The organism is Mesorhizobium sp. WSM4904 (assembly GCF_029674545.1).
Taxonomy (GTDB): Bacteria; Pseudomonadota; Alphaproteobacteria; order Rhizobiales; family Rhizobiaceae; genus Mesorhizobium.
Window position 1 is genome coordinate 5,632,321 of record NZ_CP121354.1, and the last position, 20,189, is coordinate 5,652,509.

The 20,189-nt window shown below is 60.8% G+C and carries 24 protein-coding genes and 1 pseudogene; 8 read left to right on the forward strand and 17 right to left on the reverse strand.

What is annotated here, in order from left to right:
• Positions 1-2: 2 nt before the first annotated feature.
• On the reverse strand, positions 3-611 hold the full coding sequence (locus tag QAZ47_RS27365) for a cysteine hydrolase (protein WP_278203929.1): 609 nt from the start codon (positions 609-611) through the stop codon (positions 3-5).
• Positions 612-767: 156 nt separating this feature from the next.
• Between QAZ47_RS27365 and QAZ47_RS27370 the strand changes: the two are divergent.
• Positions 768-1,798, forward strand: a pseudogene (locus QAZ47_RS27370) (ATP-dependent DNA ligase).
• A 23-nt stretch (positions 1,799-1,821) separates the two neighbouring features.
• Here QAZ47_RS27370 and QAZ47_RS27375 read toward each other — a convergent pair.
• From QAZ47_RS27375 to QAZ47_RS27405, 7 genes are all read right to left on the reverse strand, one after another.
• Positions 1,822-2,646 (reverse strand): Ku protein, encoded by an 825-nt coding sequence (locus QAZ47_RS27375; protein WP_278231441.1) that lies wholly within the window; start codon positions 2,644-2,646, stop codon positions 1,822-1,824.
• 5 nt (positions 2,647-2,651) lie between these two features.
• Positions 2,652-2,831 (reverse strand): hypothetical protein, encoded by a 180-nt coding sequence (locus QAZ47_RS27380; RefSeq protein WP_278231442.1) that lies wholly within the window; start codon positions 2,829-2,831, stop codon positions 2,652-2,654.
• Positions 2,832-2,916: 85 nt separating this feature from the next.
• Positions 2,917-3,663, reverse strand: coding sequence for a metallophosphoesterase (locus QAZ47_RS27385; RefSeq protein ID WP_278231444.1), 747 nt, complete (start codon positions 3,661-3,663; stop codon positions 2,917-2,919).
• Complete coding sequence (locus QAZ47_RS27390) at positions 3,656-4,462, reverse strand: hypothetical protein (RefSeq protein WP_278233886.1); 807 nt, start codon at positions 4,460-4,462, stop codon at positions 3,656-3,658. Before QAZ47_RS27390 ends, QAZ47_RS27385 begins: the two co-directional genes overlap by 8 nt.
• Before the next feature lie 191 nt (positions 4,463-4,653).
• Positions 4,654-4,815, reverse strand: a complete 162-nt coding sequence (locus tag QAZ47_RS27395; RefSeq protein ID WP_278203936.1) for a hypothetical protein — start codon at positions 4,813-4,815, stop codon at positions 4,654-4,656.
• A 204-nt stretch (positions 4,816-5,019) separates the two neighbouring features.
• Entirely contained in the window at positions 5,020-5,640 is a 621-nt protein-coding gene (locus tag QAZ47_RS27400; protein WP_278231445.1) for a hypothetical protein, read from the reverse strand.
• A gap of 179 nt (positions 5,641-5,819) precedes the next feature.
• Complete coding sequence (locus QAZ47_RS27405; RefSeq protein WP_278231446.1) at positions 5,820-7,544, reverse strand: acetolactate synthase catalytic subunit; 1,725 nt, start codon at positions 7,542-7,544, stop codon at positions 5,820-5,822.
• A 497-nt stretch (positions 7,545-8,041) separates the two neighbouring features.
• On the opposite strand from QAZ47_RS27405, the gene QAZ47_RS27410 reads away from it, so the two are divergent.
• Together QAZ47_RS27410 and QAZ47_RS27415 are read left to right on the forward strand one after the other, a co-directional pair.
• Positions 8,042-8,770 carry a DUF4142 domain-containing protein gene (locus QAZ47_RS27410; RefSeq protein ID WP_278207957.1) on the forward strand — a complete coding sequence of 243 codons (729 nt, stop codon included), beginning with the start codon at positions 8,042-8,044 and terminating at the stop codon, positions 8,768-8,770.
• Positions 8,771-8,790: 20 nt separating this feature from the next.
• Positions 8,791-9,351: a hypothetical protein gene (locus QAZ47_RS27415; protein WP_278231447.1), complete on the forward strand. Its 561-nt coding sequence runs from the start codon at positions 8,791-8,793 to the stop codon at positions 9,349-9,351.
• A gap of 265 nt (positions 9,352-9,616) precedes the next feature.
• Here QAZ47_RS27415 and QAZ47_RS27420 read toward each other — a convergent pair whose 3' ends face one another.
• Complete coding sequence (locus tag QAZ47_RS27420) at positions 9,617-9,880, reverse strand: hypothetical protein (RefSeq protein ID WP_278203948.1); 264 nt, start codon at positions 9,878-9,880, stop codon at positions 9,617-9,619.
• Positions 9,881-10,090: 210 nt separating this feature from the next.
• The gene (locus tag QAZ47_RS27425) at positions 10,091-10,984 is read right to left on the reverse strand and encodes an alpha/beta hydrolase (RefSeq protein ID WP_278231448.1); all 894 of its coding nucleotides are present in this window, start codon (positions 10,982-10,984) and stop codon (positions 10,091-10,093) included.
• Positions 10,985-11,143: 159 nt separating this feature from the next.
• On the opposite strand from QAZ47_RS27425, the gene QAZ47_RS27430 reads away from it, so the two are divergent.
• Together QAZ47_RS27430 and QAZ47_RS27435 are read left to right on the forward strand one after the other, a co-directional pair.
• Positions 11,144-12,904, forward strand: coding sequence for a thiamine pyrophosphate-dependent enzyme (locus QAZ47_RS27430; protein WP_278231449.1), 1,761 nt, complete (start codon positions 11,144-11,146; stop codon positions 12,902-12,904).
• A 195-nt stretch (positions 12,905-13,099) separates the two neighbouring features.
• Positions 13,100-13,303, forward strand: a complete 204-nt coding sequence (locus QAZ47_RS27435; RefSeq protein WP_278233887.1) for a hypothetical protein — start codon at positions 13,100-13,102, stop codon at positions 13,301-13,303.
• Between the two features lie 15 nt (positions 13,304-13,318).
• On the opposite strand, the gene QAZ47_RS27440 is transcribed toward QAZ47_RS27435, so the two are convergent.
• On the reverse strand, positions 13,319-13,636 hold the full coding sequence (locus tag QAZ47_RS27440) for a hypothetical protein (RefSeq protein ID WP_278231451.1): 318 nt from the start codon (positions 13,634-13,636) through the stop codon (positions 13,319-13,321).
• Between the two features lie 153 nt (positions 13,637-13,789).
• Between QAZ47_RS27440 and QAZ47_RS27445 the strand changes: the two genes are divergently transcribed.
• The gene (locus QAZ47_RS27445; RefSeq protein ID WP_278203954.1) at positions 13,790-13,987 is read left to right on the forward strand and encodes a DUF2934 domain-containing protein; all 198 of its coding nucleotides are present in this window, start codon (positions 13,790-13,792) and stop codon (positions 13,985-13,987) included.
• Positions 13,988-14,179: 192 nt separating this feature from the next.
• Here the strand turns inward: QAZ47_RS27445 and QAZ47_RS27450 are convergent, their stop codons facing one another.
• From QAZ47_RS27450 to QAZ47_RS27465, 4 genes are all read right to left on the reverse strand, one after another.
• Complete coding sequence (locus QAZ47_RS27450) at positions 14,180-14,782, reverse strand: diguanylate cyclase (protein WP_278231452.1); 603 nt, start codon at positions 14,780-14,782, stop codon at positions 14,180-14,182.
• Positions 14,783-15,071: 289 nt separating this feature from the next.
• The gene (locus tag QAZ47_RS27455) at positions 15,072-15,503 is read right to left on the reverse strand and encodes a hypothetical protein (RefSeq protein WP_278203956.1); all 432 of its coding nucleotides are present in this window, start codon (positions 15,501-15,503) and stop codon (positions 15,072-15,074) included.
• Between the two features lie 229 nt (positions 15,504-15,732).
• Positions 15,733-16,095: a response regulator gene (locus QAZ47_RS27460; protein ID WP_278203958.1), complete on the reverse strand. Its 363-nt coding sequence runs from the start codon at positions 16,093-16,095 to the stop codon at positions 15,733-15,735.
• A 395-nt stretch (positions 16,096-16,490) separates the two neighbouring features.
• Entirely contained in the window at positions 16,491-16,937 is a 447-nt protein-coding gene (locus QAZ47_RS27465; protein ID WP_278231453.1) for a hypothetical protein, read from the reverse strand.
• A gap of 242 nt (positions 16,938-17,179) precedes the next feature.
• Between QAZ47_RS27465 and QAZ47_RS27470 the strand changes: the two genes are divergently transcribed.
• Positions 17,180-17,494: a hypothetical protein gene (locus tag QAZ47_RS27470; protein ID WP_278231454.1), complete on the forward strand. Its 315-nt coding sequence runs from the start codon at positions 17,180-17,182 to the stop codon at positions 17,492-17,494.
• Positions 17,495-18,216: 722 nt separating this feature from the next.
• Here the strand turns inward: QAZ47_RS27470 and QAZ47_RS27475 are convergent.
• Both QAZ47_RS27475 and QAZ47_RS27480 read right to left on the reverse strand, forming a co-directional pair.
• Positions 18,217-18,456, reverse strand: a complete 240-nt coding sequence (locus QAZ47_RS27475; RefSeq protein ID WP_278231455.1) for a hypothetical protein — start codon at positions 18,454-18,456, stop codon at positions 18,217-18,219.
• Positions 18,457-18,619: 163 nt separating this feature from the next.
• Positions 18,620-18,892: a hypothetical protein gene (locus tag QAZ47_RS27480; protein ID WP_278231456.1), complete on the reverse strand. Its 273-nt coding sequence runs from the start codon at positions 18,890-18,892 to the stop codon at positions 18,620-18,622.
• A 176-nt stretch (positions 18,893-19,068) separates the two neighbouring features.
• Between QAZ47_RS27480 and QAZ47_RS27485 the strand changes: the two genes are divergently transcribed.
• Positions 19,069-20,175, forward strand: a complete 1,107-nt coding sequence (locus tag QAZ47_RS27485; RefSeq protein WP_278207959.1) for an SDR family NAD(P)-dependent oxidoreductase — start codon at positions 19,069-19,071, stop codon at positions 20,173-20,175.
• Positions 20,176-20,189 lie beyond the last annotated feature (14 nt).

Here is a 20,189-nt window from a genome sequence, read left to right on the forward strand (position 1 = left end):
GTTCAGGTCCAGGCCGCGAGAACCGTCTCCATCTCGACGGTCTCGACCTGTTGCGCGAAGCGCTGGTGGTAGACGGTCATCAGTGCGTCGTGCGTGGCGTCGGAGGAGCTGCAAAGTGCATCGGTAACCAGCACGACGCGATAGCCGATGTCGATCGCGCCAAGCACCGTTGCAAGGACGCAAACATCGGTTTCACCGCCGGTGACCACCAGTGTGTCGGTTTGGCGTGCCGCAAGCACACCTTGCAGCCTGCCTTCCGGCCAAGGCGAATAGATGTGTTTGTCGATCACCTGCGCCGGTGGACAAAACGATGGCAGCGGTGGCAGCAGGTCGATCATCTGCGGGCCGACATTCTCGATCGTCATCGACGCCCAGCGCTCATAATAGCGCCTCCAGGTGCCAGCACCCTTGCCTGGCCGTTCTGCTGGGACGAAGCGCGTGAAGATGGTCTGGTCGGCTTTCCTTTCGGCGAGATCCACGATCCTGGGAAGGACGCGTGTGATCCATGGCGTCGCCCATTCCGACGGCTCGGCAAACAATCTTTGCATGTCGACGCACAGATGCGCGCAGCGATCGCCAAGAGGACCATAGCTCAAGCCGGAAACCGACATCAGAACTCCCGACGAGAGTTCGTGTACGATGTGATGACGCAAGGCTGGCGCACTGAGGTCGGCTCGACACTCCTGAATCGTGCCGATGTAACGTTCCGCTATGCACCTCGTTCCGTCGGTCGGAAACCACGGCCTCCGGTCGCACGTTGAAGCAAGATGGAGACTGTTCGAATTTCTGCTCCAACGGCGGCGTCGCGCAACGGCTATCTACTGCCGTTGGAGACGCCGCCGATGGAGGCGCGAACCGCGGACGCGCTGCCGGAAGGCCCTTGGCAGTACGAGCCGAAATAGAACGGGTTTCGCTGCTTGGCTTTCAAAGGCCGCGAAACCGTCGAACTTCGAGCCAAGTCCGGCAAGCCGCTCGGCCGCTATTTTCCCGAATTGACAACGATGCTGCGAGATCTCGCAGCAAAGCATTTCGTCGTCGACGGCGAGATCGTGATCGAGATCGATGGCCAAGCCTCGTTCGACGCGCTGCAGATGCGGCTTCATCCGGCTGAGAGCCGTATCCGTATGCTGAGCGTAGACACGCCTGCTCGGTTGATCCTCTTCGATGCCCTGGCCGCGCCGGGAGGCAGGATATTGCTCGAAATCCCCTTGTCCGAACGCCGTCTAGCGATCGACGACTTCGTGGCCAAAGCGAAGAATGCCGCGCTGCGGCTTTCGCGGTCTACGACTAACCTCGCAACCGCCAAGCAATGGTTGACGGGCGCCGTTCTTGGCTCGACCGACGGAGTCGTCGCCAAGGCGTTGGCCGATCCTTATCGGCCGGGTGAACGCGCCATGATCAAGGTCAAGCAGCTGCGCACGGCTGACTGCGTGGTTGGCGGCTTCCGCTACCTGAACGGCAAGCGCCAGGTCGGCTCGTTGCTGCTTGGCCTCTACAACGAGCGCGGCCAGCTCGACCATGTCGGCTTCACTTCGACCATTGCCAATGACGAACGGGCAGCGCTGACTGATACGCTTGAGGCGCTGCGCGGCGGCCCGGCTTCACCGGCAAGGCACCAGGTAGCCCGAGCCGCTGGAGCACGGAGCGCCGCGGAAAATGGGAACCGGTGCGGCCGGAACTGGTGGTGGAGGTCCGCTTCGACCAAGTCACCGGCGAGCGCTTCCCGCATGGAACGAGGCTGGTGCGCTGGCGCCCCGACAAGTCGCCGCGTCAATGCACGTTCGAGCAGATCGCGTAAATCGCACGGCGGCTTTCCCGACCTCAAGCCGACTTGCGCTTTTTCTGCTTGCCCGATTTTGCCGTGATGCCCTCCTTGGCAAGACTTTTGCGCAGGACGTCGGCCAGATCGATGACATTCTCACGCGGCGTCGGCGCGGCCTTGGGCAGCTTCTTGCCTTTGCGCTTGGCATCGATCATGGCGATCAAGGCATCTTCATATGTGTCCTCGAACTTCGAAGGATCGAACTTGGTCGCTTTCTTGTCGATCAACAGGCTGGCGATCTCGAGCAGATCCGGGTCGTAGCCCTGCTTCTTCAGCCCTTCGAATACGGTTGCTTCCGAAACCATTTCATTGTGATTCCGCAGCTCGGTGAGAAGCATGCCCTTGCCGAATGGCTGGATGATAACCTCGCGGCCACGCTGGAAGAGGACGACACAGGATCGCGCCGCCACCCGTTTGTTCTTCATGGCTTCTCGAAGGACGTTGAACGCCTCGGCTGAGGCTTTGTCCGCAGGGATGAGGTAATAAGGCTTTTCGAGATAGCGCGTGTCGATCTCGGAGACCGGCACGAACTCGTCGATCTCTAACGTATGTTGTGAGGTCAGTTTCAGCGCCTTGATCTCGTCGGGCTCGATCTGAATAAATTCGTTCTTGCCGGTCTCGAGACCTTTGACCTGGCCCTCGGCTTCCACCGTTTCGCCGGTCTCCTCATCGACATAGGCACTTTTCACCGGCAGGCCGTCCTTCCGGTTCAATATCCTGAAATGGATTTTCGACGCCTCGCTGATGGCGCCAACGATCTTGACGCCACAGGAGACCGAACCGACCTTCATGAAGCCTTTCCAGACGGCGCGCGGCGCTGCCATCGACCTCACTCCGCCGTCCGGCCACGCTTAGCATGCACCGGCGGGTCGTCATTTTCGTCCTGATTGGGTCGCGGCGCCTCGCCGGGCAGTTCATCCGGATCCGGCTCCTTCACCGGCTCCGGCTTCCAATTTGGGGCGGGCATCGGCGTATCGCGATCTGGATCGGGTTGTCTGGGATGGGGCATCGAAGCCTAATTCCGTTGATATCCGCACAACTCATGTCCACAAGCATGGTTCCGAAACCCCACACCCAGTCCGCGACGCTGTGGCTTAGATTTCGAGCAGCGCGTAGGGACGGCCTGTCGGCTTCGCAACATGCATGGCGACGTTGTAGACCCTTGCCCCGCCGGGGGTCTGCCCTTCGTACGAACCGCGATGGGCATGCCCGTGCACCACGGCGCTCACCTTGAAGCGATCGATCGTTTCGGCCAGGCGCGAGGAGCCGAGGAACGGAAAAATTTCCGGCGGCTCTCCCGCCACGGTCTCCAGCACCGGGGCGTAGTGGAGGACGACGAGCGTGCGCTTGGCGCGGACCTGCCGCATGGCATTCTCGAGCCGCATTGCCTCGTTGACGCTCTCTGCCACCATGGCCTTGATGGCCGGCTCGCCGAAGGAGCCGAGCATCCTTGGACCGAACCCCCCGACAAAACCCTTCACGCCGACGAAGCCGACATCGTTCAGTTCTACTGCCTGGCCATCGAGAAGATGGATCCCCGCCTGTCGGAGCGTTCCAGCGATCTGCTCGACACAGCCGGATTCGTAGTCATGGTTGCCGAGAACCGCGACCACGGGAATCGAGCACGCGCGCAGATCCTCGGCGAGAAGTTCCGCCTCACGCGGTTTTCCGAGATTGGTGAGGTCGCCTGGAAGAACCAGGACGTCGGCTTCGCGCGATATCTCGCCGAAGAGGTCGCGGTAGGAGGTCTGGGCATCCTCCTGGACATGCAGGTCGCCCATGGCGGCGACCTTGATGAGCCCGTTGTCGTTCGGTTTCGCCGGTTGAGTTCGCTCAGGCATCGCGCATTTCTCCAACACCGCCGACGCCGGCAAACCCCCATTCCTTGACGTCGATCTCATAGTCGACCTGCGACAGCAGCCGGCCGCGGCAGATCTTCATTCTGGGTGATGGCAACTGCCTTTGTCGCGCAAGGCGGGCGAGCAGTTCGTCAAGCAGCCAGTCGGGAACGCGATCCCGCTCGCTGGGATAAATCCATCGGAAGCTGAGCAATTGCATGAGCAGCACTTCCCAATGGATATCGAGATAGGAAAGCAGCCTTTGCCAGTCGATCTGATCATGCGCCTTGAGGATGGTGTGGGCGATGTCGGCTCCGTCGTGGCGGCCTCTGTCCTGGATGAAGCATTTCGACCAGATGAGCTCCGTCGGGCCGATGATCCTCACCCGGCTACCCAGAAGCTCGACTTGACGGGCATGCTCCAGCCACTGGTCCCCGACTTGCATCGTGCTGCTTGCCGACGCGAAGATCACGTCGAAAAAGTGCTTTCCCTCGAAGACCTTGCCAAGCCACCGGTCATCTCGGATCTCGACCGCATGGCCGAGATCCTTGAAATGAGCGAGTATGCGTGCGCAGTCCCCCGCCTTGCAAAAGATGTCCAAGTCCTTGGTTTGGCGAACGACGCCGGTATAGGCACTCACGGCGTAGGTTCCCGCGACGAGGAAGGGAATGTCGGTGGCAGCGAGCTCACGGATTGCATGCGTGTAGAAAGCTTCCGCCTCGGCGCTTTTCAACGTCGGCTCGGCTTTCGCATCAATCACGGGAAGCGATGCCGGCAGACCCTGCATCTCGTCATTGGTCATGAACCGCTGCTCCGATTTCGGACCTTGTCCGCCTGGTTCGATAACAGTCGGCAGCCCTGTCGTGTTCCTCCGTCGGAGATGTGCGAGATGACTCGGCAAGCCCCACCAATGCCGAAAATCAGAAAGGGCGCTGTGCTCGCCCCCTCCGAATTGCGTAAAACAGTGGCTTGGCAGACAGCTATTCTGACGCACTAGTCCTTTTGCTCGCGATACAGGCGCTCGGTCGCCCGGTCGCTCTCGCGCCGTTCGACCGGACGCTTATTGCGGCGGGCGGCAAGCGCGTAGACAATCACAAGCAAAAGTATGACCGGTCCGCCAATCACTGCGAACGTCCATAAATCGGTTCCGAACATGGCCGCCCCTTCCTGATTTGAAGATACTCTTGGAGCTTCGTTGCCGGTCTTTGGCTAACCGGTGAGGCCGACAAACGTTCCACTCTCCAGGTTGCCTACATGCGCTCAGGCGAGCTGCGACCTTGACCGACCGATAGCTCTACTGTCGATGCCACTCACAGGCTGCAAGTTCCCTGGCCAGCTGTTTTCGCTCTCGGGATGACACTATTTGGTGCGTCTCCACGGTCGCGGATCGCAAGCAGGCTCTGCCGCGTGGACGATCTCAAACCGGCGTGACGCTCCAATCAAAGTGTCCTCCGAACCGTACATTCCAATGATCGTAATTTCGAACTGATGGATTTTCTGGCTCAAGCTTGCTCCGCCGAAGTTCTCGTCACCGGTCTCTTCATGGAGCGCGTAGTCAAGAATGCCTTCGAAGCTTCCCATGTCGATGAGTTCTCCGGTGCCAAGCGGGCCCTGGCGCGTCGTGTATTTCCAGCCAGACGGTCGCTTGGAATTCCTGAGATCTTCGGCGTCTGAGATGAATATCCGATGTCGGCCGAGCGGTGCTCCCAGATCGACCATCACGCTTTGAATAAAGACCGCGCCTTCGCTCATGTTGGTGACGAAGCATCGCGCCGATAGCTCCCGCCCTTCACCCCAGTTGATCAACAGTTTGGGCGTTCTTCGTCGCTGGTGACTTCGCCAGAAGATGTGCAGATAGATGGACCAGATCACAAGCATGCCTATGCTGGCAAACGCGGAGATAAGGGGCGCCTTGCTTGCCAGCCATCCAAACGTCTCGTACAACTGAAGTCGAATAGTGAGTTGCCATTTTTGTTCCATGCCGGCGCGGCCGACGCTGGCAAACTCTGCGGCTGGGTGTCACCGGAATGAGCGCAAGCTCCGGAGACGGCAGAGCTGTAGCTGGCTGCACCAGCGGGGCGTTTCGGTACCAGCGGCTTTCCTGGACGCCACCGAGCTCGGATGCGCCAATCAAAGACAGATCTTGTAGGCGCATGCCTCTATGGCACGGGCTCCTGGACGACGCGTCCGTTCTCCAGACGGTCCAAGATCCCATCGTAGAGCGCGATCGGCGGATGTCCGCCGGGATCCGTCAACACATCGAGCAGTGCCACGGTCTCCGACTTCGCCGCGCAATCGAAGGCGGTTTCAAGGTCGCGCGCTCGTTCAACGCGTACACCATAAGCGCCGCAGGCGCGCGCGATGGCGGCGTGGTCTACGCTACTGAGATGCCCGGCTGCGGTGTAGCGGCCGAACTTGGCCGTTTCGGCATCCTTCTGATAACCGAGAACGCCGTTGTTGAGCACCACGACGGTCACCTTGATTCCGATTCGCACGGCCGTTTCGATCTCCGCCCAAGCATGGGCGAAGCCGCCATCGCCAACGACGCAAAAGACGTCCGCATCGGGACGCGCCAATTTGGCGCCTAGCGCGAGCGGCAGACCCCACCCGAGGCCGGCAAGTCCGCGTGGCGAGATTACCCGCGTCGTCGGACGGCGTGTGCGAAGCTGACCGGCAACCCAGTTCGACGAGTAGCTGGCATCCGCCGCCACCACAGTCTGGGGCCCTAGTCGCTTCTGTATCGCCGCGAGGACGCGTTCCGCACGGATCGGCTCAGCGTCGGCCAGGAAGGGCGCACGTTCACGCTCGAATGCTTCCCAAGAACCTGCCACACGACGCTCGATGGAGTCACGATCTCGGGTGTGGCCGCCGAGCGCATCTGTGAGCGCATCAAGAGTTGCGCGAGCGTCTCCGACGAGCCGCACCGCTTCGTAGTTGCGGCCGATCTCCTGCGGATCGATGTCGATATGGAGCACCCGTGCGCTTCCAGAGATAAGCGACCAGCGGTCGGTGCCGTCCTCATTGGTGCGATTGCCGACCAGCAGCACAAGGTCCGATTGCTGTACGAGTGGCTTGGTTTGGCTCCCAAGCCCACCCGGGCCAGTGAGGTTGCCTATCACGCCCATGGCGAGCGGATGCGTCTCGGGAATCGCGCCCTTTCCCATGTTCGTCGTGGCGACCGGCGCGGCGGCTTTCTCGGCGAAGCGGAGCAGCGCCTCGCCCGCGCCTGAACCGTGCACCCCACCACCGGCGATCACCACGGGAAATCGGGCATTGTCGATGAGTGCCGCCGCTTCGGCGATCATGCGGTCCTCAGGGCGCGGCCGATCGAGCGGCGAATTCCCGAGCCGCAATTCGCGCCGCCCCGGCTTGCCACCACGGGCCTCGTGCAGATCGGTGGGCAACATCAGCACCGCGGGTCCGGGTTTGCCGCTGGCGGCCGCAATGAAAGCTCGATCGAGATGATCCTCGACCCCGTCCACACTCTCCAAGAGGTGAAACCACTTGGTAACCGGGCCGAACAGCGCTCTATGATCATATTCCTGAAAAGCGTTCTTGCCGATGTGCGCACGGTCCACTTCCTGCATAATGGCGACAATGGGCGTGCCCGCCTTCATGGCTTCGCCGAAGGGGGCGACGGCGAGCGTCGCGGCCGGTCCGTTTTGGCAGATCATCACCGGCACTCGGCAGGAGACGCGAGCGTAACCGTCCGCGATCGCCCCGCCCGTATTCTCCTGGCGATACGTGATGTTGCGGATACCACGGTCTTCACAGGCGAGCGCCAGCGCGGTCGGAACGCTTTGTCCCAGAATGAACTCGACGTCGTGCCGGATCAGCCCGTCGGCGATTATGTCGACTATCTTGCGTTGCGTATCCAGTGTCATGACACATGCTCCACGATTGCGCACGCATCGATCCCAAGAACCTCCATAGGATCGAGTGCATTCCGAAGTTATGGGCCGAGCCGTTCGCAGGCCGAAGCCGAAAGCGAAAGGAAGTAGGTCGTTATCAAGGCGCGACGCCTCGGCAGTTGATCCTGCTCTCGGCGGAAGAGGCATTCCCGGCTATCGTGCGGAGCGCTGAGAATGGGGCTTTCGCCATCAAGAGCTAACTTCGATCGCCAACGCATGTTCCCCCGGACAAGGGACTATCCAACTGTAACGTTGTCACGTTATCGCGAACAGCTGACCGATATTCAGGATCTGTCTTTTATAACGGTCGAGCGTGGCCGGTGGCTTCTCCCTACGGTCCGGACGCTTGCGCCGCTCGACCATCGCTTACTCCTCCCGGCAGCCGACGCGCGAACTGCGCGCGGCTGCCATTGGAACAAAGCCGTGAGACGGTTGTTCGGCTCCAGTCCATCGAGAGAGGAGCTTCAATAATGAACGCGCGGACACTTCTCGGGCTGGTGGCCTTTGCCATAGTCTCGCTGGCTTTTCCGGCAGCCGCTGCCGACAACGCGCAGACCTTTGTCAACAAGGCCGCCGTCGGCGGATTGTTCGAGGTGGATTCGAGCAAGCTGGCCCAGGACAGGGCCAAGGACCGGCAGGTCAAGAATTTTGCTGAGAAAATGGTTGCCGATCATGGCGCAGCGAATGAGAAGCTGAAAAAGCTCGCCACGGAGCAGAAGCTGCAGGTGCCGGCTGAGCTCGACGCCGCGCGTAAAGGCGACGTGGAAAAACTGCAGAACACCACGACAGGTTTTGACCAACCTTACGTCGAGATGCAGCGCAGTGCGCACGCCGATGCGGTCAATCTCTTCCAGTCCTATGCCAAGGATGGCGACAACCCCCGTCTTAAGGCGTTCGCGGCGGAAACTCTGCCGACCCTAAAGATGCACCAGGATATGATCGAGAAGATCGCGGCAGCGAATGCAGCCATGCCGGCGGTCAAGTCGGCATCGACACCCAAGCCGCCTGCGCCGGTTCCGGGCGCCAACAGCTTCACCGAATCCCAGGCAAAAAACCGCATCCAAGACGCCGGCTACACCGACATCTCGTCACTCGCCAAGGACGGCCAGGGCATCTGGCGCGGTCAGGCGAAGAAGGACGGCAAGAGCATCTCCGTCGCGCTCGACTATCAGGGCAACGTCTTTGCCGGCCAGCAGTAATCATTACAGGAGTCACCAAGATGCAAACGATCACCGCGCTGTTCGACGATTATGACGATGCCGCCGATGCCGTGGGGGAACTGGAATCCATGGGCGTGCCGACATCCAATCTCAGCATCATCGCAAACAATGCCGATGGCCGGCATTCCACTGCGGCGGAAGATGCGGCCAGCGGAGCCGGCATCGGGGCGGTCGTGGGGGGCGCCGGTGGCTTGGCGACCGGTCTCGGCGCCATGGCGATACCTGGCGTCGGCCCAGTTGTCGCGGCCGGTTGGCTGGCGGCGACCGCCGCGGGCGCGGCCGCCGGAGCCGTCGTGGGTGGAGCGGCCGGCGGCATCATCGGCAGCCTTATGGATGGTGCCGATGTGTCGGAACGCGATGCCCATGTTTATGCCGAAGGCGTTCGCCGCGGCGGCACGCTAGTCACGGCTCGCGTCGAGGACGACCTCGCTCCGCAGGCACAAGCGATCCTCAACGACTCCAGATCCGTGGATGTCACCGCGCGACGGAACGAATACCAAGCAGACGGCTGGACACGATTTGACCCGGCGGCCGGCGATTACCGCCAGCAGAACAAATAGGGTCGGCGTGAAACGAGTGCTGTGGCCCCTCATACTGACTGTCGTGGTCCTGCTGGCGTGCTACGGGGCGTTTATCTACGTCGAACGAGGCTGGCCTACGGCACCGCTGAAGCGCACGCCCGAGCAGAACTAGGGTGGTAACGCGCCGCAAGATACTTCTCCGGCGGCCGGCATAAACAAGAACCCGCAAGACAGCAACAAAATGCCAGGCAATCAATGAGCTTCAGGCGAGCGAGTGCGTTCGCCTCAGCGCCTGGCCGTTCGGTCATCCGCGCTCGACGAATTTGTTGAAACGGCTGGGGACACCCTCCGGGGTTATATCCTGATGCAGGAAGGCAAGCTCGTTATCGTCCAGAATGGTGAAGAACTCTTCCCATCCGACGGGTTCCAGATCGTCTTCGCGCTCACCGAAGTCCACACGCAGCATCGCGCCCTGTCCTGCAGTCCGCGCGACCGCAGGTCTGCCTCCGCGGGCTTCAATCCACGCCCGGATCACCTCGTGATTTGTGGTTTTCAATGGCTCGCTCATAGCGAATCCTTTCCGACCTTGAACCCCATTCCCGCCGCTCTCCTCGTCAGCGAGTAAGACTCAATCCGTGTCGGGCTGGCTCGTTCCCGGCGGGTCGTTTAAAGCCCTGTTGCGGCAGGCAACAATGGGTCACGGCGGGCTCGAAATGAGCCCGGATGTCACGGCTATTCGGAGGTTCGGACCTTTGGCGGGCACCTATTCTCTCGAGCATTATTGGCTCGAAGCAATCAAAAACTCCTCTAGCATTTCGCCTACCTGCCTTGGTGCCTCACGCGCTGGGAAATGACCGACGCCAGGGAGAAGCCGACGGTCATAGCCGGCGATAAAATGGCGCTCCTTACCTTCCGAACTTTTGGCGAGTACAACATGATCGTCCTCGCCGTGGAGCGTCAGCGTCGGCACCGAGATGGTCTTAGCGGCGATCTGTCTGCGGGCCAGTTCTGCGTAGCGCGGATCAGGCTCCGCCTCACCCCACCGGACGCGGTAGGAATGCAGCGTCACGTCGGCCCAGTCAGGATTTTCGAAGGATATCGCCACCTTGTCGAAAAGCACGTCGTCAAACCATCCGGGAGGGCTCCAGCTCTCCCACTGGAAGCGTGCGAACGCGCGACCGTCTTGCCGGACAATTTCCTCGCCGCGGTTCGTCGCCATGAACCACTGGTACCAAAATGCCCTTGCCTGTTCCAAGGGCGGCGTCGCGGCTGCGCCGGGCTGCCATCCCAACGACATCGCCGCGCAACATGTGATCCTCTCGGGAAAAACCGAGGCCAGCAAATAAGCAATCCGGGCACCCCAATCGTGACCGACGACAGCGAAGCGCCTGATGCCCAGCGCGTCAGCCAGATCGAGCGCGTCCTGCGCCATCGCAGCGATCTCGCCGGAGCGCATCGTCTCCTTGGAATGGAAAGCGGTTTGCCCGAATCCACGCAGCCAGGGCGCGAAGGTGCGGAACCCGGCGACCTGAAGGACCGGTGCTACATCCGCAAAGGTGGTTGCGTCATCCGGCCAACCATGAAGAAGCAGGACGGGCTGACCGTCCTCTGGGCCACCGGCTAGATAGGCAACCCGCAGAAGCGGTGTGTCGCAGAAGGAAAGCCTATTCATGAAATGCTCGCGAAGCCTCGGACTGCCATACGATACGGCTTTGCCACGCAGCACAACCCAATGCGGACGGGATTGTTCCAAACGCCGATCGCAGGGTTGCGTGACTAAGGGAACCAACTGCCGACCTGCTGGTTCGGGGGCATTCAGCGGAGCCTTGCCATGCCAAATGCAGCGGAAATTCTCGTCGATACTCTAATTGATTGGAACGTCGGGGTCATATTCGGCCTGCCTGGCGACGGCATCAACGGCATCATGGAGGCGCTGCGGAAAAAGCAGGACCGAATTTCCTTTATCCAGGTGCGTCATGAGGAATCCGCTGCGTTCATGGCCTGCGCCTACGCCAAATGGACCGGAAAGCTTGGCGTATGCCTTGCGACGTCCGGACCCGGCGGTGCCCACCTTCTGACCGGGCTCTATGACGCCAAGTTGGATCAGGCTCCAGTGCTCGCAATTACCGGGATGCAGTTCCATGATCTCATCGAGACATTCACGCAGCAGGATGTCGACCTCACCCGTGTCTTCAATGATGTCGCCGTCTACAACGTCCAGGTTTCGGATGCGGCGCATATGGAGAACGTGGCAAGCCTTGCCTGCCGCACCGCGCTTGCCCGAAGGGGTGTCGCCCATCTTTCGATCGCCAGCGATATCCAGGAGCAGCCTTCCGAAGCGGCCAAGCGTTCAAAGCGCAACCGCCCGGCGCATACGCCGCAAGACATGTTCGTTCCTCATTGCGTCGCCGACGAAGAGGAATTGAACAAGGCAGCAGCCATCCTGAACGGCGCTAAGCGCGTGGCCATCCTCGCGGGACGCGGCGCGATGGGAGCCGCGTCCGAGCTCGAGGAAACCGCAGGACTGCTGCAGGCGCCGATCATCAAGGCGCTGCTCGGCAAAGCCGTGCTCCCGGACGACCACCCCTACACCACCGGCGGCATCGGCATCCTGGGGACCTTGCCGTCGCAGGAAGCAATGGAAACCTGCGATGCCGTTCTCATCGTCGGCTCGACGTTTCCTTACATCGAATATTATCCGAAGCCGGGGCAGGCGCGCGGCGTTCAGATAGACTGCGACGCGCAGCGTATCGGTTTGCGGTTCCCTGTCGAGGCCGGCCTGGTTGGAGATGCAGCGGAAACGCTTCGTGCACTTAACCGCAGGCTCACGCCGAAGGCCGACGGCGCTTTCCTCGCCGCGGCGCGAACCGCGATGCAGGAATGGCGGGCGATGATGCGTCAGTCCGAGGACGGCGAAGGCCATCCGCTTAAACCGCAACTGATCGCCCGCGCATTCGGCGAACGGCTGGCCGACAACACGATATTGGCTGCCGACTCCGGTCAGAATACCGAACTTGCTGCGCGCCATGTCGACCTCCACGACGGCCAGGCCTTCGGCGTCTCCGGCGCGCTGGCGTCCATGGCCTGCGGCCTGAGCTACGCGATAGCCGCCGGCATTGCATTTCCCGGCAGGCCGATCGCTGCAATAGTGGGGGACGGCGGCTTTGCCATGCAGCTCGGTGAGTTCTCGACAGCCGTGCGCTATGGCATTCCGCTAAAGCTGCTGGTCATCAAGAACAACATGCTGAACCAGATCGCCTGGGAGCAGATGATGTTTCTCGGTAATCCGCAATTCGGCTGCGAATTGCAGCCGATCGACTTTGCCAAAGCCGCCGAGGCGATGGGTGGCAAAGGTTTCAGCATCGAGCGGGCCGACGAGGTCGAGCGCGTTCTCGAGCAAGCCTTCGCCGCCGATGGGCCGGTCGTCATCCAGGCGCTCGTCGATGCATATGAGCCGATGATGCCGCCGAAGATGCCGCCCGATTACGCCAAGAATTTCCGCAAGGCGCTGCCAAAGACCCCGGGGCGCGAGCGAATTGAGGAGAACGTCGCGCGGGAGCCTGCCAAGACGATGATGGAGGCCGAGAAATGAGGTTGCCGCAGCCGCTTGCGATTCCAAATTTCTGCTGAGGATGAACATGCTCGACTCGGGCCGGAGCATACTGCGAAGGGCGTCCCAGAGACCTACCCTTCGGCGTCCAGCTCAATGGATGCGTTCGACTTCGGGCCGCTGCGGAACCTTCGGCGCATCTCCCGGTTCGTCAAGCATATGCAGCGAGGAACGGCCATGATCAAAAACCAACACCCGAAATCGAAAAAACCTAGCGACGCCGATATCGGCAGCGACCCCGGCATCGGAACCTCCAAGGGCACCTTCAAGGAAGGCGACGAACTGGAGCGAGGCGAGAACACGATCGAAGGCGACGTCGAGAACGACACCACCGATACCGGCGGAATCAACCCGCGGCAAAAGGTGCGGACGAATAAGTGATGCGGCAGGCGAGCACTACGACTTTTTCACATAAGCGCCCTGCTGGCGGCCGCCCTTGGGCGCTTTTGCATCATTCGACCGCTCGGCGACCGCTGGGCCGGCTCCGGAACTTTTTTCGGCGGCCGGACTGGGTGTAGCCCGCCCCGGCGGATTTTGGCTTTCGGACTGCAAGGTCTCGTCTTCCACCTCGCCCTGCTTGCGGGTGAGGCCAAATCGATCCTGTGGCTTTTCGTTGTTGGCCGCGGCCTGCGAAAACTGGTCTGAAGGGTCTGGATCGGAGTTAGGCGGGTACTTCCTGGCACCGGTCTCGCGGCGATTATCTTCCTTGCTCATGGCTTCCTCCGGGTGATCTGAAGGATAACAAGATCATCGCAAGAGCGTTCCTCGGCGAGGCAATCTGTACCCAGTCATATCCGATGGAACAAACACGTAGCTTCTCAATTAGGCGCCAGTAAGCGGCGGGTCAGGCGCGTGGAGCAAGCAGCCATGGACAGGGAAGAACGCATCAGACGTCGCGCCCACGAAATCTGGGAGCGGGAGGGGCGACCGGAAGGGCGGCAACAGGAGCATTGGGATCAGGCGGTTCAGGAGATCGAATCTGAAGGCTCGGAAGCCGAGCGAGGTCCCGTTGTACCCGACCCGACCGTCGGCGCAGCCTCGGACCCAAACAAGCCGGGTGGCTAGCGGCCCCCAAACGGAAGGACCTCCGATGTCGCGGATCGTTGCATGGGCTACAGCCGTAGCAGTCGTGCTTGTACTGATAGCCGTCTGGGCTTGGGTGGCTCGTGACTCCAGACACGCGCCCGGCCAGCAGCCTTCGCCCCACTCGATCAACCAGAGCGGTTGATGCCGGCCTCAATGCGACCGCGGGCTTCCTCAGCGTGTTGCCGTCTCACCTGCTTTGTTTCGCCTAGCTTTAGGAGGAACCAGCCGGCCGGAGTTGGCCCGCAGGCCTCTGAAAAACTCCTCCACATAAGGAAGCAGTTCGAACAGCAGAATCACGGTCATCACCGTTGCAATATATGCCACGGGCAGTTGCTGCTCCTTCCAGGCGAGGCCGAAGCGAGCCCTGTCAGGCCCAAATCCGAACAGCGCCAGGAATTGGCCCCAGTGCAACGAAACCACGCTGACCAGCCCCATCAGCGGGATCATCTCGAGGAAACTGTGAACGTGCTGTTCGACCGGGCTTACCGTGCGCGCGGTGGTCGCGTAACGAACGTCCCATATGGCGGTCGCTTCATGGACGAGAAAAACGATCATCATCACGGCGATGATCAAGGCATTAACCTCCAAGAACATCGCGGCGAGCAAAGGAATGCCGACTTCGACGAACATCAGCAGATGAATCAGTGATTCCTTCGCGCCAGTCGTCGATTCGATATGCGTCGCCCGATGGCAGAGCCAATCGGCAAATCCAGCAATCAGCCAGACAGGCAGTACGAAATACATCAGAATCACCACCACAGGATCGCTCAGCATTGAGCTGCGCTCCGTCTCTGACCCATTCGCTTTTTTTCATGAGCTCTCATGCTGGCGTCATTGCGTGCCTGTCTTGTAGATAAATGGTCTAAGGCTGCGAGCTCGCACACTGGACTGCTTCGGAGACTAGTCGACCCCACGATGACAAGGTCGATCAGCAATCGGAACCGTCCTCATCGGGCTTGCGGCACAATTGAAAACACCGCTGCCGGGATCAGTTTGCGGCATTAAGGTCGAAGCACCGCTGGCGACGGCGGTGGGCGATCGCCTACCGATAGCTTTTGGACAGTCAACGCACGAAGCGGCTTCGCAGCCAAGCCAAAATCCGGTTGCCGACGGCGATCCGGCGGACGCGCCCGGCAGCCCAACTGGCTTGCATGGTGGCGCCGGCATGGCAGCTGCAAACGATTTCATGCAATTCCCAATCCGAAAGTTGGAAAAAGCTCTTCGCTTCGCCGTAAGTGTCCGATTGTAGGCCGGAGGCGCGCAGCAGCGGGTCCTCAAATGCGACCGTAAGCGGGGATCCGGCCGCTCGCGCTTCGGCCCGGACTCCTGGATAAAGGTGCTCCGTACCGACGAGCGCTGCGAGACAGCGTAAGGGATTCTGGTCAAGCAGTTCCGCCCAGCGCTCCAGCCGCTGTGCTCTTGTTGTGAGCGGTGCTGGCGCGAAAGGACTGATACCCGCGACGGAGTGTAGTTCGTTGAGCGTCTGGTGCTTCATGATCGGCTCCTGTTCATCTCTGCGGTTCTAGTCCGCGCCGCTCAAAGGGACTGCGGCGCGGCCGGATCGACGTTGCCACCGATCTCCCACAGCTACCGTGCAGCAAATGCCTGCATCGACACGAACTAGCAGTCTTCTTCAATGTTCCCGAGATGTCGCAATTTATGTCGCGCCTTGGGCTACGGCGGCACTTGCGTCATCGATGGCGCGTACGGAGATTCGAATGGATTTAAGTTCGGGGTTGACCTTCAATCATCTGAATTGCGAGCGTGACCAGATCCTGGATCGACGTCGGCTTCGGCAGATATGGCGCGTCGTGAAAGGCGGGCGCCTGGAATTCAGGGTCATAGCCCGAATGCACGATGAAGGGCACATTCAGCGCTTTGAGACGGTTGGCGGCAATGCCTCGCTGGCCGTCCAGCAGCTGTATATCGATAATGGCCAAATCCGGCCGATGGTCGGCCAACCAGGTTTCGGCTGCTCGCTCCGAGGCCACGCAGGCGACGTCGAAGCCGCCGTCCATTAGTCCATTCGCCACGTCCGAAGCGATCAGATATTCGTCTTCCACGATCAGTGCCAAGGGCGCGCTCATGTCGCCCTCCTTAGCGTTCACTGCTTCCTGCGGCCCTAACAAAACAAAGACCGGCCGGTTCCATGAAGGTGGACGTGCGGCCGACTCGCGGTCGCGGAGCGGGCAATCTCTAACCCTTCCGACGCCGGGCTTCGAGGGTTTGCCGGGCGCGGAAACGGAGTACACCCTGTTGCGACGCTTCATCGGCCTTGCCTACCGGATTAGGGCCGGCCTGAATCGGGGCGCCATCCCGGGCCTGGCGGAGCACAACCACTCCAGACGCGGCCGAAGCAAGCCGTGTCCTGAGCAGGCGGGCAAGCTTGGGGTGCAGCCCGTCGCCTCTGGGAGCGGCCATCGCGTTCAGCGAGAGGAAGGGAAGCATCCTTTGTCCTTTCTTCAGCTATGCAGCCCGGTCCTCATTCCGCCGCCGCCTTTTCACGTCTTGCCTCATCGAAGTCGACCGATGACACTATCTTGCCGCTTCCGTCCGGAATCCCGACGGCCCAGCCCTCCTGCCCGCCTACGGCAGTGTCATCGAGCAGATCGATTGCCGACCGCAGCGCCTCGTCATGCGCAGCCTCAAGGCTCGCCAGTTCCACGCCCTGGAGCCGCCGCACGCTGCCGTTGTCGCGATATTCGACCGTGAAGGCACCCTCGGTCCTGGCCGGTAAGGCAGGCTCGCCGAGGTGGCGGCGGCTGCTGTTCCTCACCGATCGGTCATCGGTGTTATCGAAGACCGCACACTGGACCATCATCTCTCTGGCTCGGGCGATAAGCGCGGCTCCATCAAGCGCTGGGCGCCGGTTGGATACGACTATCGTAACCGCAATCTTTTCGCCGCCCTCGCCGAGAAATTCGACCATCATACCTTCCGGTTCAGCATGTATTTCGGTTCCGAGAACCTGCATCGCCGCTCGTCATCTTTATATCATCAAGGTTAAAGCGGGCTCATCCAAATGGTTCCGGCCGCGCTTAAGATGGTCGCCCGCAAACTGGCAGATAAGCTAGAAAGCGAGTTCCTGCGCGACAGCACTTTCGTTGGCTCTCAGACCGCCATTGGAACAGCGAAGCCGCACAGTTGTTTGGTTAGGAAGGAGAGCTTCCGATGACGAGCAAGCGAACACCTGCGGAGGATCGAGGCCAAATCCAGGCAGGCATGACTGGAGACAAGACGCCTGGGTTCGATCCGGCAGCCGCGCCTCAGGAAACGGATGCCGAGGCCGGCGACGCCGCCGATACGACTGGTCCCGCTACGCAGCATGAACCGAAATTCACAAACCAGGCGAGCTTCGCCAACGCGATGCGGCGCCCGGAGAATGCGTCAGGCCTTCAGCCTGGAACGAAGGGACCTGTGCTGGTGATTGCGGCGCTCGTGATCTTGGCGGCCGCCGCGTTCCTGCTCGCTGCACTGCTCGGGTAGTTTATGCGGGTGGCTCGCCAAAAGGACGTGGCGCTCAAACAGCGAAGTATCATCTTGCGACTTTGGTGGCTGAGGAAAGGTGATTTTAATGTCAATAGTGAAAAAGCTCCTTCGTCATCTATGGCGACGGAAAGTCCAACGGTCGGCTGACCCTTCTCCGGTCGACGCGATCGTGCGGCTGTTGCGCGAAACAAAGGACAAGGAGTTGCACGGCGACGAAGGATAGAAACTTCGATCCTTGTTGCGTGCTGGCGTTCGGAACAACGGCCCGCCGAGCAAGTTGGACAACAATGATTCACTTCTGGAACGACCGTGACCGCGCGGAAGATCGACAAGAAAGGCGGTGAGCGCACATCGGCTGCAGCGCGCGAGTTGTTGGAAGCAGACGACGAATAACGCATCAGGCAATGGCGGCTCGGCTGCAGCGTCTGGCAACGCCGGCGACAATCGGTAAAATTGTCGGGAACCGTGGCTGTGGCGAGACGTTGGTATGCAGCAGTCCATTCTCTCCTGGTAGGATGTAGCCGCTCCTTCAGATCTCAGGACAGCCCGTCGCCAATCTCTCCCGAGTGGCGGCGGGCTTTCATTAACTAGACCTAAAGTCCTTAATGCAGGAGCCCAAAGAAGGGGCATATTCATCGGTTGTCCCCTTATCAAAGAGGGCAAGGTGCTCGGCCTGCCAAGCCCACCCCACCGCAGGAAGATTTGAGCAGCAACCTCTCTCATTTCTCGGCCGCTGGATCTCCCGGTCCAATCTCGGCCTCGTCAAAGATATGCTCGAGGATGATCCCTAGGATTTGCAACCTCACCGACTCGCGCGCATCCGGCTGGATGAACGGCATGAGGAGATCAACTGTCTCTGTGACTCGCCGTGGCAGATCAGCCTTCGGGTCGGTCAAGCGACTCCCATGGTCGTAGATGTTTTCGGTGAGCTTCTTGTCCAGATCCGAAAAGGTGCCCATGGATGTAGCTCCGCGTTAACGGCGGAACGGCCGGGGCTGAAAACGGTTCCCGCCCATCAACGGGCCGCCTCTGGCGGACATCTCAGTCTTCGAGAAGGCGGTTGGCTCGAAGTCGAGCAAGGTCGATCCCGCTTGATGCACTGCAGCAGCAGCCGATGCGAGGTCAAGAGCTCCGGCTGCGCTCGACGAATTTGTTGAAACGGCTCTTTCCTCCACCGCCAGCTTCGTCCTGATGGAGAAAGGCGAGGTCGTTCTCGTCGAATATCCGGAAGAACTCATCCCACTCGATCGATTCAAGCGCTTCCTCCGGTTCGCCGAAGTCGATGCGCAGGATGCCGCCCTCGCCTTTCGTGCGAACCACAGCAGGTTGGCCGGCCCTTTCCTCAACCCATTTGCGTATCTCGTCGTGATTGGTCGTCGTCTTCGCTTCGGACATGGCTTTGCCTTTCTCGCTGCGGGATCGATGCGGTCCTAACAGCTCGCCGAAGGCAATGTTCCAAGGTGTGCGCCAGCACGGTGGTCTCCGGTTGCGTGGGGAACTTTGTTGAAGCAGGGAACAAACCTTTTGTACCGCAGTTCGGTAGCCCAACGCCAAGTCCGCAAGGAGTTCTCGTGAAACGTGTATTGGTTACGGGGGGCTGCGGTTTTATCGGCCGGCATGTCGCCCAGGAACTTATCGAACATGGCTATGACGTGCGCATCCTGGACGCGCTCCTGGAGCAGGTGCACGGCAGCGAAGCCATCAGCATCCCACCCGGCGCCGAGCTGATAAGGGGTGACGTGCGCGATCGAGACGCGATTGCCGAAGCGGTTTCCGATGCTGATGCCGTCATCCACCTCGCCGCCGAGGTCGGTGTCGGCCAATCCATGTACGAGATCGCCCGTTATGTCGGCACCAATGACCTCGGCACTGCCACGCTACTAGAGGCATTGATCAAAAACCCGGTCGAACGGATCGTCGTCGCGTCGTCGATGAGTATCTACGGTGAGGGGCTGTACGAGACCCCGGACGGCCAGCGCATCGAGGATGCCCGTCGCAGGCCGCTCGACGTCCGGGCCGGCCAATGGGATCTGCTGTCGCCGACGGGCGAAACGCTGTCGCCGATCGCCACCGACGAGGAGAAGCAGCCCGATCTCGCCTCGATCTACGCGCTGACCAAATATGCACAGGAGCGCGCCGTGCTGATCTTCGGCCAGGCCTACAATGTGGATGCCGTGGCCTTGCGCCTGTTCAACGTCTTCGGCGCCGGACAGGCGCTCGCCAATCCCTACACCGGCGTGCTCGCTAACTTCGCCTCGCGCCTTGCCAATGGTAAACGACCGATGGTGTTCGAGGACGGCAAGCAAAGACGCGACTTCGTCCATGTGCGCGATGTCGCTCGGGCTTTCCGGCTGGCGCTGGAGCAGCGACAGGCGGCCAGCCACGCCATCAATATCGGCAGCGGGCGATCCTACACAATCAGCGATGTCGCCCGCCTGCTTGCCGAGGCGATGGGCATTCCGAATCGGCCGCCCGAAATCCTTGAGAAGGCCCGCTCCGGCGACATCCGAAACTGCTTCGCCGACATCGGCAAAGCGCGCGAGCTGCTCGGCTTCGAACCCAGCCACAGGCTAGAGAACTCGCTCGGTGAATTCGCGGCATGGGTTCGCAACAGTGTCGCCATCGATCGGGGCGGCGACATGAAGCGCGAGCTTGAAGAACGGGGGTTGGTATCATGAGCCGACCGCATCAC

Coding starts and splice junctions, on each gene's coding strand:
- QAZ47_RS27365 (WP_278203929.1), bottom strand. CDS start 611: ATGTCGGTTTCCGGCTTGAGCTATGGTCCTCTTGGCGATCGCTGCGCG.
- QAZ47_RS27375 (WP_278231441.1), bottom strand. CDS start 2,646: ATGGCAGCGCCGCGCGCCGTCTGGAAAGGCTTCATGAAGGTCGGTTCG.
- QAZ47_RS27380 (WP_278231442.1), bottom strand. CDS start 2,831: ATGCCCCATCCCAGACAACCCGATCCAGATCGCGATACGCCGATGCCC.
- QAZ47_RS27385 (WP_278231444.1), bottom strand. CDS start 3,663: ATGCCTGAGCGAACTCAACCGGCGAAACCGAACGACAACGGGCTCATC.
- QAZ47_RS27390 (WP_278233886.1), bottom strand. CDS start 4,462: ATGACCAATGACGAGATGCAGGGTCTGCCGGCATCGCTTCCCGTGATT.
- QAZ47_RS27395 (WP_278203936.1), bottom strand. CDS start 4,815: ATGTTCGGAACCGATTTATGGACGTTCGCAGTGATTGGCGGACCGGTC.
- QAZ47_RS27400 (WP_278231445.1), bottom strand. CDS start 5,640: ATGGAACAAAAATGGCAACTCACTATTCGACTTCAGTTGTACGAGACG.
- QAZ47_RS27405 (WP_278231446.1), bottom strand. CDS start 7,544: ATGACACTGGATACGCAACGCAAGATAGTCGACATAATCGCCGACGGG.
- QAZ47_RS27410 (WP_278207957.1), top strand. CDS start 8,042: ATGAACGCGCGGACACTTCTCGGGCTGGTGGCCTTTGCCATAGTCTCG.
- QAZ47_RS27415 (WP_278231447.1), top strand. CDS start 8,791: ATGCAAACGATCACCGCGCTGTTCGACGATTATGACGATGCCGCCGAT.
- QAZ47_RS27420 (WP_278203948.1), bottom strand. CDS start 9,880: ATGAGCGAGCCATTGAAAACCACAAATCACGAGGTGATCCGGGCGTGG.
- QAZ47_RS27425 (WP_278231448.1), bottom strand. CDS start 10,984: ATGAATAGGCTTTCCTTCTGCGACACACCGCTTCTGCGGGTTGCCTAT.
- QAZ47_RS27430 (WP_278231449.1), top strand. CDS start 11,144: ATGCCAAATGCAGCGGAAATTCTCGTCGATACTCTAATTGATTGGAAC.
- QAZ47_RS27435 (WP_278233887.1), top strand. CDS start 13,100: ATGATCAAAAACCAACACCCGAAATCGAAAAAACCTAGCGACGCCGAT.
- QAZ47_RS27440 (WP_278231451.1), bottom strand. CDS start 13,636: ATGAGCAAGGAAGATAATCGCCGCGAGACCGGTGCCAGGAAGTACCCG.
- QAZ47_RS27445 (WP_278203954.1), top strand. CDS start 13,790: ATGGACAGGGAAGAACGCATCAGACGTCGCGCCCACGAAATCTGGGAG.
- QAZ47_RS27450 (WP_278231452.1), bottom strand. CDS start 14,782: ATGCTGAGCGATCCTGTGGTGGTGATTCTGATGTATTTCGTACTGCCT.
- QAZ47_RS27455 (WP_278203956.1), bottom strand. CDS start 15,503: ATGAAGCACCAGACGCTCAACGAACTACACTCCGTCGCGGGTATCAGT.
- QAZ47_RS27460 (WP_278203958.1), bottom strand. CDS start 16,095: ATGAGCGCGCCCTTGGCACTGATCGTGGAAGACGAATATCTGATCGCT.
- QAZ47_RS27465 (WP_278231453.1), bottom strand. CDS start 16,937: ATGGTCGAATTTCTCGGCGAGGGCGGCGAAAAGATTGCGGTTACGATA.
- QAZ47_RS27470 (WP_278231454.1), top strand. CDS start 17,180: ATGACGAGCAAGCGAACACCTGCGGAGGATCGAGGCCAAATCCAGGCA.
- QAZ47_RS27475 (WP_278231455.1), bottom strand. CDS start 18,456: ATGGGCACCTTTTCGGATCTGGACAAGAAGCTCACCGAAAACATCTAC.
- QAZ47_RS27480 (WP_278231456.1), bottom strand. CDS start 18,892: ATGTCCGAAGCGAAGACGACGACCAATCACGACGAGATACGCAAATGG.